This window comes from Paenibacillus sp. F4, assembly GCF_002894905.1.
Lineage (GTDB): Bacteria > Bacillota > Bacilli > Paenibacillales > Paenibacillaceae > Paenibacillus > Paenibacillus polymyxa_B.
Genome location: NZ_POVS01000007.1, coordinates 6,105 through 25,662 on the forward strand (window position 1 = coordinate 6,105; position 19,558 = coordinate 25,662).

Annotated in this window: 1 protein-coding gene (running past one end of the window); it reads left to right on the top strand. The window is 51.3% G+C overall.

The window, feature by feature from the left end:
- Nucleotides 1-19,558, top strand: partial view of a non-ribosomal peptide synthase/polyketide synthase gene (locus C1T21_RS05310; protein ID WP_103047502.1) — the 5' portion only. It continues 22,727 nt past the right edge of the window; the window shows 19,558 of its 42,285 coding nt (coding positions 1-19,558); it begins with the start codon at nucleotides 1-3; the stop codon falls past the right edge of the window.

Here is a 19,558-nt window from a genome sequence, read left to right on the forward strand (position 1 = left end):
ATGACACAGCAAGATGTTCAATTGTTTTCGCTAAGCCAGCCACAGCAACGGATTTGGTATACGGAGCTTCTGTATCCTAATCGGAACACATCAACAATTATTGCAACAGTAAAAATCAGGGGAACTGTTCGTATAGATGCCTTGCAGCAAGCAATGAACCGGGTAATTGCCCAAAATGATTCTTTTCGTATCAAAATTACTGCTCAGGATGGGATTCCGTATCAATATGTAGAGCCGTTTACGGCGGAAAGTATAGAAACGCTCCAAGTTACCCCGGAAGAAGCAAAGGAATGGTTAAAGCGCCATAATCCACAGCCGTTCTCATTGTTGGATTCGCAGCTGTACCGATTTGTTATCTTGCAGCTCGGAGCAGAAGAAACCTGGTTTAATTTTAAAATGCATCATATTATCTCAGACGGCGTGTCCATGAATCAGGCCATTAATGAAATCACCGGACATTATATGGATATTGTGCATGGTACAGGTCAAGATACGCCGACCAAGGACAATCCCTATCTGGATTTTATTCAGGTAGAGCAAAGCTATGAGCAATCAGACCGTTATCAAAAGGACAAAACGTACTGGACAGAAAAGTTTGCCGATTTGCCAGAGACTACAGGTTTGAAATCATATAACCCGCTGACACTGAGTACAGCTGCACGCCGGGAGAGCTTTATACTGGAACATGAGTTGTATCGTGGTGTTACGACTTTTTGCGAGGAACATAAAATTAGTATTTTCACGTTCTTCCTGGCGGCTCTGTATATTTATTTGCATAAAGTGACGGGAGAGCAGGACTTAACCGTGGGGACACTCTATGCCAACCGTACGTCTAAGAAGGAAAAGGATACCATCGGTATGTTCGTCAGCACTGTGGCTACGCGTCTGTTAGTCGAACCAGAATCCGAACTGTTGACCTTCCTGCAAGGTGTAGGGAAGGAGCAGGCATCCATTTTGCGGCATCAGCGTTACCCGTACAACAAAATTATTCAGGATTTGCGTGAACAGCAAAGCAGCCTGGACATTCAGCGTCTGTTTGGTGCTTCCATTCAGTACCGTACTTTGAGTTTCTCCCGGTTTGATGAAGCGATTCAGCAGGTTGATAACGATTTCTGCGGAGATACGGTGAACGACTTCGATATTCACATGGTTGAAATGCTGGATGATGATAGACTCGTGCTGTACCTAGATTATCGTACCGAGCTGTTTAGTGAACAGGAAATTGCTCGAATTATTCGACAATTTTTGAGTGTGGCGGAGCATATGGTGCAGGGCCCACACAAGCGGATACAGGAATTGTCGCTGATCAGTGAGGAAGAACGGGCGCAAATCGTCGACGTATTCAATGCTACAGCGGTGGAATATCCACACGAAGCAGGCATTCATGAGTTGTTTGAGGAACAGGCTGAACGTACACCGAATCAGACAGCAGTTGTGTTCGGAAATGCCCCTTTAACTTATGGCGAACTGAATGTAAAAGCAAATCGACTGGCTCACACGTTGCGCGGACACGGTGTTACCGCCGAGCAAACTGTAGGTATCGTTGCTGAGCGTTCCACGGATATGATCGTCGGCATGTTGGCGATTCTCAAAGCGGGCGGCGCATATGTACCGATTGATCCTGATTATCCGGCTGAACGTGTACGTTACCTGTTGGAAGATTCGGGGGCGAAGTTGCTGCTGGTGCAGCGCGCAGAACAGCAACCGGAGGAATACACCGGAATCGTATTGGATCTGAGCGATGCTAAGGTGTACGGGGCAGAGAATAACCAAGGCTTGAATACCGTACATTGGGAGCAAAATGAGGCTTATCACGCGGATTATACCGATTATACAAATCTGAAAAATGAGATTTTAAATGAATCATCCTCGTCTGTCGTAGACAGCACCGCTGAAGAACAAGAACTTAAATTTGGAAACCGACTAGCTTATTTGATGTACACTTCGGGCACAACCGGACAGCCCAAAGGGGTTATGGTAGAACATCGCAATGTTGTGCGTTTGGTGAAAAGTACAAACTATGCGCAATTAGATGCTGATACACGCATTTTGCAAACTGGCGCTGTTGTCTTTGACGCGTCCACCTTCGAAATTTGGGGTGCGCTATTGAATGGTGGACAGCTCGTGCTGGTAAGTCAGGATGTCATTTTGGACGCTCCAAAACTCAAGGAAGCCGTGCGCAACCACGGTATCACGACAATGTGGCTGACTGCCCCGCTCTTTAACCAGCTATCTCAGCAGGACTTGGAGCTGTTCGATGGGGTACAAGAACTGCTGGTCGGTGGTGATGTGCTGTCCGTACCGCACATTAACCGGGTGCTGGAGGCTCATCCGTCCCTGCGGATCATTAACGGCTATGGGCCGACAGAAAATACAACTTTTTCTACAACTCATGCGATTGCCAGCGTGCAATTGAAAGCGGTGCCGATTGGGCGTCCGATCCACAACTCCACAGCGTATGTCGTAGACCGTTCCATGCAGCTTCAGCCTGTCGGGGCATGGGGGGAGTTGATCGTCGGCGGCGACGGGGTGGCACGTGGCTACCGAAACCGTCCGGATTTGACGGCTGAAAAGTTTGTAGACAGCCCGTTCCGCAGCGGAGAGCGCTGCTACCGCACAGGCGATTTGGTGCGCTGGAATGAGGACGGAACGCTGGAATACAAAGGACGGATTGACGCACAGGTGAAAATCCGGGGCTACCGGATTGAGTTGGGCGAGGTGGAAGCACAGCTGCTGAAGCTGGAAGCGGTGCAAGAAGCCGTCGTCATTGCACGTGAGGATGAGCAGGGGCAAAAGCAGCTCTGTGCATATGTAGTCACCCTTGCGGATATCGCGGCTAGTGAGCTGCGAAGCGCCTTGAGCCAAGAATTGCCGGGTTACATGGTACCGTCATATTTTGTGCAGCTGGAGCAATTGCCGTTGACACCAAATGGCAAAGTGGATCGTCGGGCGTTGCCGCAACCGGAGGGAAGCGTGGATTCCGGTGAGGATTACGTAGCGGCACGTAATGAGGTAGAACGGACGCTAGTGTCCGTGTGGCAATCTGTACTTGGTATCGAGCATATTGGTGTACTGGATAACTTTTTCCATCTGGGGGGCGACTCGATTAAGGCCATCCAGGTGTCTTCAAGACTGCTGCAAAATGGTTACAAGCTGGAAATGAGAGAGCTGTTCCAGTATCCGACGATTGCTGAGCTGAATGGACGGGTGCAGCGGGTGACCCGCGTTTCCGATCAAGGAGAAGTCAGTGGAAACGTGGCATTGACACCGATTCAACACTGGTTCATTGAGCAGCAGCCATCCAATCCTGAGCACTATAATCAGGCTCTGATGCTGCACCGTGAGGATCGTTTGGACGAAACGGCGCTTCATCAGGCACTGCAACGCATTGTCGAGCATCATGACGCTTTGCGCATCGTATTCCGCCAAAATGTGGACGGTGGATATGAAGTATGGAACCGTGGCGTGCAAGAAGGGGAACTGTACAGCCTCGAAGTGGTTGATTTTACAAATGAGTCTGACTTTGCTCATTTGCTGGAGAACAAAGCCAGCGAAATTCAAAGCAGTATCCGTTTAGATGAAGGCCCTTTGGTGAAGCTGGGTCTGTTCCGTTGCACCGATGGAGACCATTTGTTGGTAGCGATCCACCATTTTGTGGTCGACGGCGTGTCTTGGCGTATTTTACTGGAGGATTTGGCATCCGGTTATGAGCAGGCTTTACAGGGCGAGTCTGTCCGTTTACCCAACAAAACGGATTCCTTCCGTCTGTGGGCAGATCAGCTATCCGCTTATGCGAACAGTGGAGCGTTGGAGAATGAGCGTGCGTACTGGCAACAGCTGGAGCAAGCAGCAGCTACACAAGCAGCTTTGCCCAAGGATTACACTCGTAAATCTCAGGCCAAGCCACAGCTTCGCGATGATCGGACACTGACAGTAGCGTGGACGGTAGAAGAAACGGAACAATTCTTGAAACAAGCTCATCGTGCCTACAATACGGAAGCAAACGACCTGTTGCTGACAGCTCTGGGCACTGCAATTCAGGAGTGGGCAGGCATCCGTCAGGTGCTTGTAAATCTGGAGGGTCACGGACGGGAAGCCATTTTGCCGGATGTGGATATTACGCGGACGATCGGTTGGTTTACCAGCCAATTCCCGGTTGTACTCGATATGGGCGAGGAACAGAATGTGGGACGGCGTGTCAAGAACGTCAAAGAAGGACTGCGCCGTTTGCCGCATAAAGGGATTGGATACGGGATTTTGAGATATCTTGCTGACAGGGAAGGGGAAGCACCTTTTATCAGCGAGCCGGAAATCAGCTTTAACTATCTCGGACAATTCGATCAGGATTTAAAGAATAATGCCTTTCGCATGTCTCCTTATTCCATCGGAGCTTCCATTAGTGACACGTTAACCAAGCGGTATGCTCTGGATATCAACGGCATGATCACGGACGGTGCACTGGAACTGACGATCAGCTACAGCAACAAAACGTTCATGAAAAAGTCAATCAAAAAGCTGGCTGATCTGCTTCAGGAGAGCTTGCGTGAGGTATTGGCTCACTGTGTGGAAAAAGAGTTGCCAGAGCTGACGCCAAGCGACTTGTCCTTCCAAGGACTGACGGCTGGAGAGCTGGAGCATATTGTAGAGCAAACGGCTGCTGCGGGAGAACTGGAAAATATTTATTCGCTCACACCCATGCAAAAAGGCATCCTGTTCCACGGCTTAATGGAGCCGAAATCCGGGGCGTACTTTGAGCAGGCGACATTTGATCTGCAAGGCAGCTTTCAAGTGGAGGCTTTTGCCGAAAGCTTAAATCAACTGGTGGATCGCCACCAAATATTCAGAACGAATTTTTATAGCGGCTGGAATGAGCAGCCTTTACAGGTAGTGTACCGCCATAAAGCGGCTGGATTCCGTTTTGAAGATGTACGTTCACTGGGGCAAGGAGAGCAGGACGCATACATTGCTGATTTTGCTGAGCGTGACAAAGCCGAAGGCTTTAATTTCAGCTCAGGCGAGCTGATGCGGGTGTCTATTTTGCGTACAGGCGAGGAGTCGTACCGTTTTGTGTGGAGCTTCCACCATATTTTGATGGACGGCTGGTGCTTGTTCCTGGTTGTCGGGGAAGCCTTCAACACGTATTTTGCCCTGCTCGAAGGCTGCAAACCGGAGTTAGCTCCGGTAACGCCTTACAGCGAATATATTGAATGGCTTGAGCGGCAGGACAAAGCAGAGGCTGAACGGTTCTGGAGTGATTATTTTGCTGGTTTCGAGCGGCAGACGGTATTGCCACAGGCAAAACAGCTGGAAGGTCACGCTAAAGAATATGAAGCGGACAAGCTTTCGTTTACACTGGACCGCGAAGTGACGGAACGGATGAACAAGCTGGTTAAGCAGAAGCAAGTGACGGTCAATACGCTTCTTCAAGCAGCGTGGGGCGTTGTGCTGCAACGGTATAACAACAGTCGGGATGTTGTATTTGGCAGTGTCGTATCCGGCAGATCAGCGGATATTCCGGGCATCGATAAAATGATTGGTTTGTTCATTAACACGGTTCCTGTACGGATTCACAGTGAGAAAGATATGACGTTTGCTGCGTTAATGAAGCAGATACAGGAGCAGGCACTGGCTTCCCGTGCCTATGAAACCTATCCGTTATATGAAATTCAGGCCCTGACAGAGCAAAAACAGGACCTGGTGAACCATATTATGGTGTTTGAAAACTACCCAGTGGAACAGCGCATGGAGCAAATGGGTAGCCGTGGTACGAATGGTTTTACGATTGCCAATGCTTCCGTGTCGGAGCAAACGAACTATGATTTCAACATTACGGTTGTGCCGGGGGATGAAATTCATGTCCATTTGGAGTACAACGCGCGAGTATTGGAACGTACAGCTGTAGAGCAAATCCGCGAGCATTTGCTGCATATTATTGAAAAAGCGATTAACAGACCAGATGCGCTGGTAGATGAGCTTGAGTTGGTGACTGCTTCGGAAAAAGCGAAAATCATCGACGGTTTTGGATCAGTAGGCGTATCTGCATGGATTGATGAAAAACAATCAGAAGGGTTGTTCCACGCCTATGTGGAAGAACAAGCGCAGCTTGTGCCGGATCACGTGGCAGTTGTATACGAGGAGCGGCAGCTTACGTACCGCGAGCTGAACGAGCGTGGGAACCAACTTGCTCGTAGATTACGGAATGAAGGTATTGGGCGCGAATCCATTGTTGGTATTTTGAGCGAGCGCTCGGTGGACATGCTGGTCGGCGTATTGGCAGTATGGAAAGCCGGCGGAGCATATGTACCGTTAGATGCGGATTATCCGTCCGAACGTATCCACTTTATGCTGGAGGACAGCGGTGCGACAGTGCTACTGACTCAAACAGGTTTGCAGGAGCGTGCCCAAGCATGGCTGAATGAAAGCCGATGGGCTTTGGCCGAAGGAATTGCTGAGGGCGAGCTGGAAACGGCGGTTAGCATTGAAACGATGGAAAGAGACAGCCTTAATGAGGGATTAAGCTTGAAATCAGATTCGTTATCTGATAGCGAAGCAGCATCCGAACCCGCAACGGGACTGCGTCTGCACACCGTGCTGGCGTTGGACGATGAGTCGCTGTACATCGGGGATGCCACGGATGTGGAACATATCAACGAGCCGCAGGATCTGGCGTATGTGATCTACACGTCCGGTACAACGGGACGCCCGAAAGGGGTCATGATCGAGCATCGCAGTCTGGTAAACACAGCCGCGGCCTACCGCCGGGATTACCGTCTGAACCAGTTTCCGGTACGACTGCTACAGCTGGCAAGTTTCTCCTTCGACGTGTTCGTCGGCGATATCGCGCGGACGCTCTATAATGGTGGCACAATGGTCATCTGCCCGAAAGATGATCGGATTGACCCAAGCCGTCTGTACGGCTGGATTCGCGACTATCAGCTTACGGTGTTCGAATCGACCCCGGCTTTAATCGTACCGTTCATGCAGCATGTGCATGAACACGGACTAGACATGAGCAGTCTGGAACTGCTGATCACCAGCTCGGATAGCTGCAGTGTGACGGATTACCGGGTGCTGCAAGAACGGTTTGGCGCGGATATTCGCATTATGAACAGCTACGGCGTCACGGAAGCGGCAATCGACTCCAGCTTCTACGACGAAGAACTGTCGAAGCTGCCGGACAGCGGCAGTGTGCCGATTGGTCAGGCGTGGCTGAACGCACGGTTTTACATCTTGGACAGCCAGCTGAATCCGGTGCCGATCGGCGTACTGGGCGAGCTGTGCATTGGCGGTGCCGGGGTGGCACGGGGATACCTGAACCGTGCGGATTTGACCGCCGAAAAATTCGTGACAAACCCGTACGTACCGGGTGAACGATTGTACCGCACAGGTGACTTGGCGCGATGGATGCCAGACGGCAATGTGGACTTTATCGGCCGGATGGATTATCAAGTGAAAATCCGGGGCTACCGGATCGAGCTGGGCGAGATTGAAACGGCGATTCAGCGGGTGCCGGGTGTGCGTCAAGCGGTAGTCATCGACCGGACGGATGAGCGTGGACATAAGTACTTGTGCGGATACATCACGGGAGAAGCTGAGCTGCGGATCGAGGAGGTACAGGCCGAGCTGGAAGCAGGACTGCCAGCACATATGCTACCTGCACGCTTGATGCGTCTGGAGACCTTACCACTGACCCACAATGGAAAAATCGACCGCAAGGCCTTGCCGGAACCGGAAGGAAGCATCCATACCGGCGCAGCCTATGTGGCTCCACGTACTACGGTAGAACAGGTTTTAGCTTCAGTGTGGGCCGGGGTGCTGGGTGTCGAAACGGTAGGCACGCAGGATAACTTCTTTGAACTGGGCGGCGATTCAATCAAAGCGCTGCAAGTATCATCCCGATTGCTGCAAGCAGGGTATCGACTGGACATGAAGGATTTGTTCAGCAATCCGACGGTAGCGTCACTCAGTCCTTTACTTCGTACAGATGGCAAGATTGCCAGCCAGGAAGAGGCCGTAGGCAAGGTAGATCTGACGCCCATTCAGCGGTGGTTCTTCGAGCAGCAGCCGGTTGATCTGCACCACAGCAACCAGGCGATGATGCTGTATCGAGCTGGGCGCTTTGACGTCGACGCGCTGCGCCGTACGATGGACCGTATTGTCCAGCATCATGACGCATTGCGCACTGTATTCCGTGAGACGGAGCAAGGCTATGCCGCTTGGAATCGGAGTGTGGAGGAAGGCGAGCTATACACACTGGACATTGTAGATTTTAGAGGAATTGAGGACGAATCTGCCGCTGTAGAAGCCAAGGCGAGTGAAATTCAAGCCGGCATTCATTTGAGCGAGGGTCCGCTTGTGAAGCTTGGTCTGTTCCATTGCGCTGGGGGCGACCATTTGCTAATCGTCATTCATCATTTGGTTGTGGACGGTGTATCGTGGCGCATTTTACTGGAGGATTTGGCATCCGGTTATGAGCAGGCTGCTGCAGGTAAAACGGGTAAAGCTATTCGACTGCCACATAAAACAGATTCATTCCAGGTATGGGCTAAACAGCTGTCAGTCTACGCGAATAGTGCGACGATAGAGCGGGAGCTCGCATACTGGCAGCATATCGAACAAGCAGAAGCCAGTCTTGCAAAGCCTTTGCCGAAGGATTTTGCAAATGACAATGCTCTGCTGGGAGACAGTGAGGTTGTGACTGTCCGCTGGACGAAGCAGGAAACTGAGCAACTACTCAAACAAGCTCATCGCGCGTACAACACGGAAATGAATGACCTGTTGCTGGCTGCGCTCGGAAAAGCCGTCTATGACTGGTCTGGTTCCGAACGGGTTCTGATCAACCTGGAGGGCCATGGGCGGGAGGCCATTTTAACAGATGTGGATATTACACGGACAGTCGGCTGGTTTACGAGCCAGTTCCCGGTTGTACTGGATGGAAGTCTGGGACAAGGGGGGAATACGGCTCGTCTGATCAAACGGGTTAAGGAAGGGCTGCGTCATATTCCGCAGAAAGGCATCGGATATGGTATTTTACGTTACCTGTCGGAAACGAATGTTTTGGAGAAAGCAGACGTGCAGTTAAAGGCGCAGCCTGAGATCAGTTTTAACTATTTGGGTCAATTCGATCAGGATTATAAAGGCAACGATCTGGAGCCTTCCTCCTATTCCATCGGTGTGCCTGTTAGCACGAACGCGTCTATGGATTTTGCATTGGATATTAACGGAGTAATCGAGGACGGCGAGCTGGTTTTCACTATTCGCTACGGCACAACACAATTCCGTCATGAAACGATTGCACAGCTTGGACAACTACTGGCATCCGGCTTGCGTGAGGTGATTAGCCATTGCGTTGCGCAGGAAAGAACGGTGTTGACCCCAAGTGATGTTCTGCTAAATAACATCACGCTGGACGAGTTGGAGCAATTGGTGAAAGATACACAAGATATGGGTGAACTAGAAAATGTGTATGCTTTGACGCCGATGCAAAAAGGTATGCTCTTCTTCAGTCTAATGGATGAGAGTTCGACAGCTTATTTTGAGCAGGCCACCTTTGAGTTGAATGGACGGTTTGATGTGGTTGCTTTCGGCAAAAGCTTTGATCTGCTCGTACAGCGTCATGAGGCGTTGCGGACGAATTTCATCAACTCTTGGAACAATGAGCCAATACAGGTCGTTTTCGGCAACCGCAGCGGGCAATTATATTATGAAGACTTGCGCGGACTAGAAAAAGAGGAACGAGAAGCTCGTGTTGAAGCTTTTGTCATCGAGGATAAAGCGAAAGGATTCAATCTTGCAGAGGATGCACTCATTCGTGTCTCCATTTTGCAAACCGGGGATGAAACGTACCACTTTGTTTGGAGCTTCCATCACATTTTGATGGATGGCTGGTGCTTGTCCTTTATGACACAGGAGGTATTCGGCAGCTATCTGGCACTGCGTGCGGGTCATAAGCCAGTACTGGAGCCTGTTACGCCGTTCAGTCGATTTATTGAATGGCTGGAACGTCAGGACCGTGAGGCGGCCCTGCAGTACTGGAGCAGATATCTGGAAGATTATGAGCAGCAAATTACGCTCCCGCAGCAAAAAATACAGCCTAAATCGATGCACACCGGGGAATATGTTGCTGAAGATCTGGATTGCGAATTCCAGCCAGAGCTGGTTGCCCAGATCGAACAAGTGGCGAAGCAAAATCAGGTGACGATCAATACGCTGATTCAGACGGTATGGGGCGTCTTGTTGCAAAAATATAATAACAGTTCGGATGTTGTGTTTGGCAGCGTTGTGTCCGGTCGCCCAGGGGATATTCCAGGTGTGGAGCACATGATTGGGCTATTCATTAACACGATTCCAGTGCGCGTGCAGTCTGAACAAGGTGAAACCTTTGTCGAGCTGATGAAACGAACACAGCGGCAGGCGCTGGCTTCCAATGCCTACGATGCGTTCCCGCTGTATGAAATTCAAGCACTGACCGAGCAGAAGCAGGATTTAATTAACCATATTATGATATTTGAAAATTATCCGGTGGAGCAGCAGGTAGAGCAGTTGGGCAGTGATGGACAGGATAAATTTACGATTTCGAACGTGGTGTCTACAGAGGAAACCAACTATGATCTGAACGTCGTCGTGATGCCGGGTGAAGGCATCAAGATTCGTTTTATGTATAACACGATCAGCTTTGATCGGAAAGGCATTGAGCGTCTGTATGGACATTTCACCCGTCTCTTGGAGCAAATTTCGCTCAACCCAAATGTTCGGGTTGAAGAGCTGGAATTGGTCACAGCAGCGGAGAAACAACAGATTACAGCGGCATTTAATGACACTGCTTGTGCATTTCCGTCCAAACAGACGATCCATCAGCTGTTCGAGGATCAGGTGGAGTGTACGCCGGATCAGGTGGCATTGGTGTTTGGACATCAGAGTCTGACTTATCGGGAGCTAAATGAACGGGCGAATTTATTGGCACGAATGCTTCAAGCACAAGGAGTAGGACCTGACAAACTGGTCGGACTGATGGTACAGCGTTCAGTGGAAATGATCGTAGGTCTCCTGGCTGTTCTAAAAGCAGGTGGTGCTTATGTGCCGATTGATCCCGAATTTCCGTCCTCTCGTATTGCATACATGCTGGAAGATAGCGAGGCCACAGTGCTTCTGACCAGTCGTGATCTGTTGGAAGAGCATCATTGCAACGCCAATGCAATATTTCTTGAGGATGCAGCCTTGTATCAGGGAGAGAGCGGCAACCTGGAGACGATTGCCCGACCAGAGCATTTGGCTTATGTCATCTATACGTCTGGTTCGACTGGAAATCCGAAAGGAGTTATGCTCCAGCATCGCTCGGTACTCAATTTTATTACCGGGATGCGCGAAGTCATTGACTTTGAAGCGAGCCAAACGATTTTGTCGCTCACGACCATTTCATTCGATATTTTCGTCTTGGAAACCATCTTGCCCCTGTTGGGTGGAATGACGGTTGTGCTTGGCGACAGCCAGCATCAGGTGAATCCGCAGGAACTGGGTGAGTTGATTACTCAACATTCGATTGAGATGTTGCAAATGACCCCATCCCGGTTGCAAATGCTACTGGGTCATGAAGCAGGTTCTCGCGCGCTGCAAAGCGTGAAGGTAATTATGGTCGGGGGCGAAGCCCTTCCGTCCAAGCTACTGGCAGCACTGCAAGAAATAAATGGTCCTCGCATTTATAACATGTACGGACCTACAGAAACGACGGTGTGGTCGACCGTGCAGGAACTGACCCATGCTCAAGAGATTAATATCGGACGTCCTATTGCGAATACCCAAATCTATATCATGAATGCGAATGGGGAATTGCAGCCCGTCGGCGTACCGGGTGAGTTATGTATTGCAGGGGAAGGATTGGCCCGTGGGTATTGGAAACGTGAAGAACTGACGGCCGAGAAATTTGTAAATAATCCGTTTGCTGATGACAAGTCAGACCATGAGCGGATGTATCGTACAGGCGATTTGGCAAGATGGATGCCGGACGGCAACATTGAATATTTGGGTCGGATGGACCATCAGGTGAAAATCAGAGGTTACCGGATCGAACTGGGCGAGATCGAATCGCAGCTGTTGCAGGTGGAATCGGTACAAGAAGCGGTCATCATGGCCCGTACGGACGAAACGGGCCAAACACAGCTCGTGGCGTACTACGTGGCGAGTCAAGAGCTTGGAGCTGGTGAACTGAGACATGAGCTGGGACAAGAGCTGCCAAGCTATATGGTGCCGTCGTATTTCATCTGGTTGGAGCAGATGCCGCTGACACCGAACGGTAAAATCGACCGCAAGTCCCTGCCAGCACCAGAAGGCAGTCTGCACAGCGGTGCGGATTATGCAGCACCACGCACTGTAACAGAACGAGCACTCGTAGCGATCTGGCAGTCCGTCCTGGGCGTGCCAACCGTCGGTATTTTAGACAATTTCTTTGACCTGGGCGGCGATTCGATCAAGGCGATTCAAATCGTATCACGTGCGTTCCAGGCAGGCTACAAGCTGGACATGAAGGATTTGTTCCGTTATCCCATCGTCGCAACGCTGGCACCGCATATGCACGAGGTCAGTCGTATGGTAGATCAGGGAGAAGTGAGCGGGGAAACGGCGTTGCTTCCGATCCAGTATGGGTTCTTTAAACAAGAGCAAGTGGATGCGCATCACTTTAATCAGGCAGTGATGCTGCACCGGGAGCAGGGTTTTGATGAGTCCGCTCTGCGTCAGGCGCTTATCAAACTGACAGAGCATCATGATGCTCTGCGGATGGTGTTCAGCAAGACCGAGCAAGGCTATAAAGCCTGGAACCGCGGAATACAGGAAGGTGAGCTGTATCATCTGGACGTGCTGGACTTTAGGGATTTGACGGATGAAGCCATGCTCAGCGCGGCAATTGAGGCAAAATCCACCGAAATTCAAAGCAGTATCCAGCTGCATGAAGGACCGCTGTTAAAGGCGGGCTTGTTCCACTGTGCAGATGGAGATCATCTCCTGATGGCGATTCACCATTTGGTCGTGGACGGGGTATCCTGGCGTATTTTGTTTGAGGATTTGGCTACTGCCTATGAACAGGCCGTTCATCAGGAAGTGCTTCAGCTGCCGGACAAAACGGATTCCTTCCGTTCCTGGTCACAAAAACTTTCCAAGTATGCCAATAGCGCAGCCATGAAAAGTGAACACGCCTACTGGGAGCAATTGAACGCAGCGGCTTTGTCTGACCAAGTACGTTTACCTGAGGATCAAGCGCAGGCTGGCTCATTTACCCTAGCTGACACCGATACAGTGGTCGTCAAGCTCACGGAAGAAGAGACCGAACGGCTGTTGAAGCAAGCACACCGCGCATATAACACGGAAGTGAACGATCTGCTTCTGACGGCACTGGGCATGATGCTGTACACGTGGACGGGTCATGAACGCAGTCTGATCAATCTGGAGGGACACGGACGCGAGGACATTTTGCCGGATACAGACATTTCTCGTACGGTAGGCTGGTTTACGAGTCCATATCCGGTATTGCTGGACGTTGGTTGTGGTCACGCTTTGTCAGAACGAATTAAACAGGTCAAAGAAAGCCTGCGTCATATTCCGAATAAAGGAATGGGCTACGGAATCTGGAGATATTTGAGTGAATCCGGCCAAGCCGTTGGTCAGCAAGCAGTTGCACAGCACCTTGGTCAACATCAAGCTTTTGCCGAGCCACAAGTGAGCTTTAACTATCTCGGCCAGTTTGATCAGGACTTGCAAAACAGCGATATCCGTAGGTCTCCTTACTCGATTGGATCGGTCGTTAGTGACCGGACGAAGATGAAATATGCTCTGGATGCGAGCGGGATCGTAACGAACGGCATCCTGGAACTGGACATTCGGTATAACGGCAAAGCCTTCCGTAAGGACACCGTCCACATGCTGGCTAATCTATTAAAATCCAATCTGCTTGAAATGATCGAGCATTGTGTCACACGGGAGCGGACCGAATTGACTCCAAGTGATGTGCTGTTTAAAGGTCTGACAATGGAGCAATTAGATACGATTAAGGAGCAGACCAAGACGGTTGGGGAATTGGAAAATGTGTATCCGTTGACCCCCATGCAAAAGGGGATGCTGTTCCATAGTTTGATGAATGCAGAAACAGGCGTGTATTTTGAACAGGCGACCTTTGATCTGGAGGGGTACTTTGAACCGTCCCTATTCGAGGAAAGTCTGAAGCTGCTGGTTAGCCGACATGCTATATTACGGACGAATTTCTATAGTGGCTGGCATGGACAACCGTTGCAGATTGTCTATCGTCATAAAAATCCGAGCTTCTTTTATGAGGATGTCAGAGGGCGCGAACACGCTGTAGCTGAATTTGTGGCCCAGGATAAAGCTCGAGGCTTTGATCTAAGCAAGGATGCGCTCATGCGCGTAGCCGTCTTCCGCACGGGTGATAGCTTATACCGTTTTGTATGGAGCTTCCATCATATCGTGATGGACGGCTGGTGCCTGTCCCTGATGACGGACGAAGTGTTTGGTGCATATGTTGCCTTGCTGGAAAACAAGCAGCCAGAGCTCACACCTGTCAAGCCGTATAGTGACTATATTGAATGGTTGGAACATCAGGATGCACAGGAAGCGACCCGTTATTGGAGTGACTATTTGGCGGGCTTTGAGCAGCAAACCTTGTTGCCTGGTGAGAACGCGCAAGCTTCTATAGTAGGACGGGATGAAGAACCAGACGGAAGCGGTGCGGATTCCCATTCCGGCTATGCTTCGGAAAAGCTGCCCTTTATGTTGGGTAAAGAACGGACCGCGGCATTGAACCAAATGGCCAAGCAACAACATGTCACGATTAACACATTGCTGCAAAGCGTGTGGGGCGTTATTTTACAGCAATACAATAATAATCAGGATGTTGTGTTTGGTGGTGTGGTATCCGGTCGTCCGGCAGACCTTCCAGGCGTGGAGAACATGATCGGATTGTTTATCAACACGATTCCAGTACGCATTTGCAGTGCACCGGATGCTACATTTGCTGAAGTATTGCAGCGCACACAGGAACAGGCTTTGGCCTCCAGTGTCTATGACACGTTCCCGTTGTACGATATTCAGGCGCTGACTGCACAAAAACAAGACCTAATTCATCACATCATGGTCTTTGAAAATTACCCGATCGGGCAACAGATGAAGCAGGTGGGCGGTTCCAGCGAGACAAGAGCAGAAAATGGCTTCTCTATTGCCAATGTGGCACTTGCCGAGCAAACCAACTACGATTTTAACCTGATTGTCGTGCCTGACGAGGATATCTCCATCCTGCTTGAATACAATGCTCTGGTGTATAGTCGGTCTGCCATGGAGCGTATCCAGAGCCATATCGACCATGTCATCGGACAAATCGTGGACAATCCAAATATCCGTGTGAATGAGCTGGAATTGGTAACCCCGCAAGAACGGGCACAGATCGTTCAGGTGTGGGGGGATACGGCGGCAGCCTATCCGCAGGATCAGACATTAAGTGCGCTGTTCGAGCAGCAGGTAGCGAACACACCGGAGCAAGTGGCGGTGTTGTGCGGATCGGAATCGTTGACCTACCGTGAGCTGAACGAGCGAGCCAATCGTCTCGCACGCACCTTGCGTGCGGAAGGTGTTGAACCGGATCAGCCTGTAGGCATACTGGTTCAACGCTCGCTGGACATGATCGTGGGCATCTACGCGATCCTCAAGGCAGGCGGAGCCTACGTGCCCATCGATCCAGAATATCCGGCAGACCGCATCCGCTTTATGCTGGAGGACTCGGGCGCGAAGCTGGTGCTGACGCAATCGCATCTGGCGGAGCAAGCATCGCTGAGTTTCGACGGCGGCCAGGTGTTGGTGCTGGATCGCGAGGACATATATCACGAAGACGGTTCGAATCTGGAGCCACTGGCCGGACCACACCATGTAGCCTATGTCATCTATACGTCCGGCTCCACGGGAAAACCGAAGGGCGTTATGATTGAGCACCATTCTGTGCTGAACCGGATTTTGTGGATGCATGATCGATACGGCTTGAGTGCGGAAGATACGATCCTGCAAAAGACCGCCTTCACGTTCGACGTATCGGTGTGGGAGCTGTTCTGGTGGTCGCTGGTCGGTTCGAAGGTAAGCCTGCTGTCCGTGGGCGGGGAAAAGAACCCGGAAGACATCGTCGACACGATTGCCCGCGATGGCGTGAGCACAATGCACTTTGTACCTGCCATGCTGCATGCGTTCCTGGAGTACGTGGAGCAGCAGCCACGGGAAGTGATGCAAGCGAAGCTGGCAACGTTGCGTCATGTCTTTGCCAGCGGCGAAGCATTGCCACCACAGCATGTGGCCCGGTTCCAATGGCTCGTGTCGAGCCTGGCCGGAGCGAAGCTGATCAACCTGTACGGTCCAACCGAAGCGACGGTGGACGTATCGTACTTCGATTGCGAGCCTAATGAAACCTATTCGGTCATTCCCATCGGAAAACCGATTCAAAACATCCGTCTGTACATCGTGAAGGAAGGCACGGAGCAATTGCAGCCGATCGGGGTTGCGGGAGAGCTGTGCATTGGCGGTGTCGGCGTCGCCCGAGGCTATCTGAACCGTCCAGAGCTGACGGCCGAGAAATTCGTAGCCGATCCGTTTGCTGGCGGGGAAGCAGGCTATGAACGGATGTACCGCACAGGCGATTTGGCGAGATGGATGCCGGACGGCAACATTGAATATCTGGGCCGGATCGACCATCAAGTGAAAATCCGGGGGTACCGGATTGAGCTGGGAGAGGTCGAATCGCAGCTGCTCCAAGTAGAATCGGTACGAGAAGCGGTCGTCATGGCTCGTGCGGATGAAACGGGACAAAAACAAATGGTGGCGTACTACGTTGCGGGACAAGAGATCGGTGCTAGCGGGCTGAGAAGTGAGCTAGGCCGAGAGCTGCCAAGCTACATGGTGCCATCGTACTTTGTGCAGCTAGAGCAGATGCCGCTGAGTCCAAATGGAAAAATTGACCGCAAGGCCCTGCCAGCACCGGAAGGCAGCCTGCAAACCGGAACGGATTATGCAGAGCCGCGTACGGCGCCAGAACGCGCTTTGGTAGCGGTTTGGCAGTCAGTACTGGGGCTACAGACGGTCGGTATTTTGGACAATTTCTTTGATCTGGGCGGCGATTCCATTAAGGCCATCCAAATCGCATCCCGTGCGTTCCAGGCCGGCTATAAGCTGGACATGAAGGATTTGTTCCAGTATCCAACGGTTGCAACCTTGGCACCGCATATGCATGAGGTCAGCCGTATGGCAGATCAAGGAGAAGTAAGCGGGGAAACCGCGTTGCTTCCGATCCAGCATTGGTTCTTTGCGCAGGAGCGCGAGCGCCCGCAGCACTTTAATCAGGCGGTCATGCTCTATCGTGCCGAGGGCTTTGATGAGACGGCGATTCGCCAAGTCATGGATCACATCGTGAAGCATCATGATGCGCTTCGTACGGTATTCCGTCAGACTTCATCCGGTTACGAGGCTTGGACACGCGGTGTAGATGAAGGCGCGTTGTATACGCTGGAAATCGAAGACTACCGTGAACAAGTAGCCTATGCGGAAGCGCTGGAAGCGAAGGCAAATGAAATTCAAAGCAGCATTCACCTGTCCGAAGGACCTCTGGTGAAGCTGGGATTGTTCCACACAGCAGAGGGCGATCATTTGCTCATAGCTATTCACCATTTGGTGATAGACGGGGTGTCGTGGAGAATTCTGTTTGAAGATTTCTCGACAGGTTACGAGCAGGCGATCAAAGGCGAGCCTGTACGATTGCCATATAAAACGGATTCCTTCCAAGCATGGGCACGGGAGTTGTCGTCTTACGCCAACCGTCCTGAGGCTGCATCGGATGAAGCTTACTGGCAGCGGCTGGAACAGGCCAAAGCGGAAGCGACGCCGCTACCGAAGGATTTTGTCTACGAGGGCTCCTTGAATACAGACAGCGAAGTGCTGACGGTAGAGTGGACCGAAGCTGAAACCCAGCAACTGTTAAAGCAGGCCCATCGCGCCTACAACACCGAGGTCAATGATTTGCTGCTGACCGCGTTAGGATTGGCGATGCACAACTGGACAGGCGCAGGACAGGTGCTGGTGAATCTGGAGGGACATGGCCGGGAAGCAATCCTGCCAGAGGTGGATATTACACGTACAGTAGGCTGGTTTACGAGCTTGTATCCGGTGCTGCTGGACACAGATGTCAACCTGACGCTGGCCCAGCGGATTAAAGAAACGAAGGAAGGTCTGCGCCGCATTCCACATAAAGGGCTGACCTATGGCACATGGCGCTACTTGTCCCCTGCGTCTGCATCGGATGAAGCGCAGGCGATTGGAGCAGAACCGGAAATCAGCTTTAACTACCTGGGACAGGTCGATCAGGATGTGCAAAACAGTGGAATCACATGGTCACCCTATAGTGCAGGGGAGACAGAGGATGCACATTCACCACTGCAATATACGCTGGATTTGAATGCGATGATCTCGGAAGGCACGCTGCGCTTGACGATCGCTTACAGCCGTAAGCAGTATCGCAAAGAAACGCTGGAACGTGTGGCGGGACTGCTGCAATCCGCTTTGCAAGAGGTGATTACACATTGCGTCGCTCAGGAACAGCCGGAGCTGACGCCGAGTGATGTGTCCTTTAAAGGTCTGACGACTGGAGAACTGGAACAAATTGCGGAACAGGCTGCACGTATAGGGGAGCTGGAAAATGTATACGCGCTGACGCCGATGCAAAAGGGCATGCTCTTTTACAATCTGATGGACTCGCAATCAGGAGCTTATTTTGAACAGGCATCCTTTGATCTGCAGGGACATTTTAATGTCGATGCGTTTGCGGCCAGTTTGGATGTATTAATGCAGCGGCATACGGTACTGCGCACGAACTTCTACAGCGGCTGGAAAGATGAACCGCTTCAGGTCGTGTACCGCAATAAGCGCAGCGAACTGTATGTGGAGGATTTGCGGGATATGGAGCAAGAGCGGCAAAACGAGTACATCCTCGAATATACGCGCCAAGACAAGCAAAGAGGCTTTGATCTGGCGCAAGATGCTTTGATGCGTGTGGCTGTTTTGCGCACAGGTGAGGATTCGTACCGTTTTGTGTGGAGCTTCCACCATATCGTCATGGACGGCTGGTGCTTGTCGCTGGTGACAAACGAAGTGTTTGCGAGTTATTTTGCGATACTGGCCCATAAGCAGCCGGAACTGGCACCTGTAACGCCGTACAGTCAATATATCGAATGGCTGGAACAACAGGATCGTCAGGCCGCATCAGGTTACTGGAGCAAGGTTCTGGAAGGATATGAGGAGCAGTCCCGCTTGCCACAGGCAAAAATCCAGGGTAAGACGGGGTATCAGGCGGAGCGTCTGGATTTTGACTTAGGTGCGGATCTAACGGCTGGCATTCAGCGCGTAGCCAAGCGTTATCAGGTGACGATGAATACGTTGATGCAGACGGTTTGGAGCCTTTTGCTGCAAAAATATAATGGCACAGATGATGTGGTGTTTGGCAGCGTGGTATCTGGACGTCCGGCAGACATTC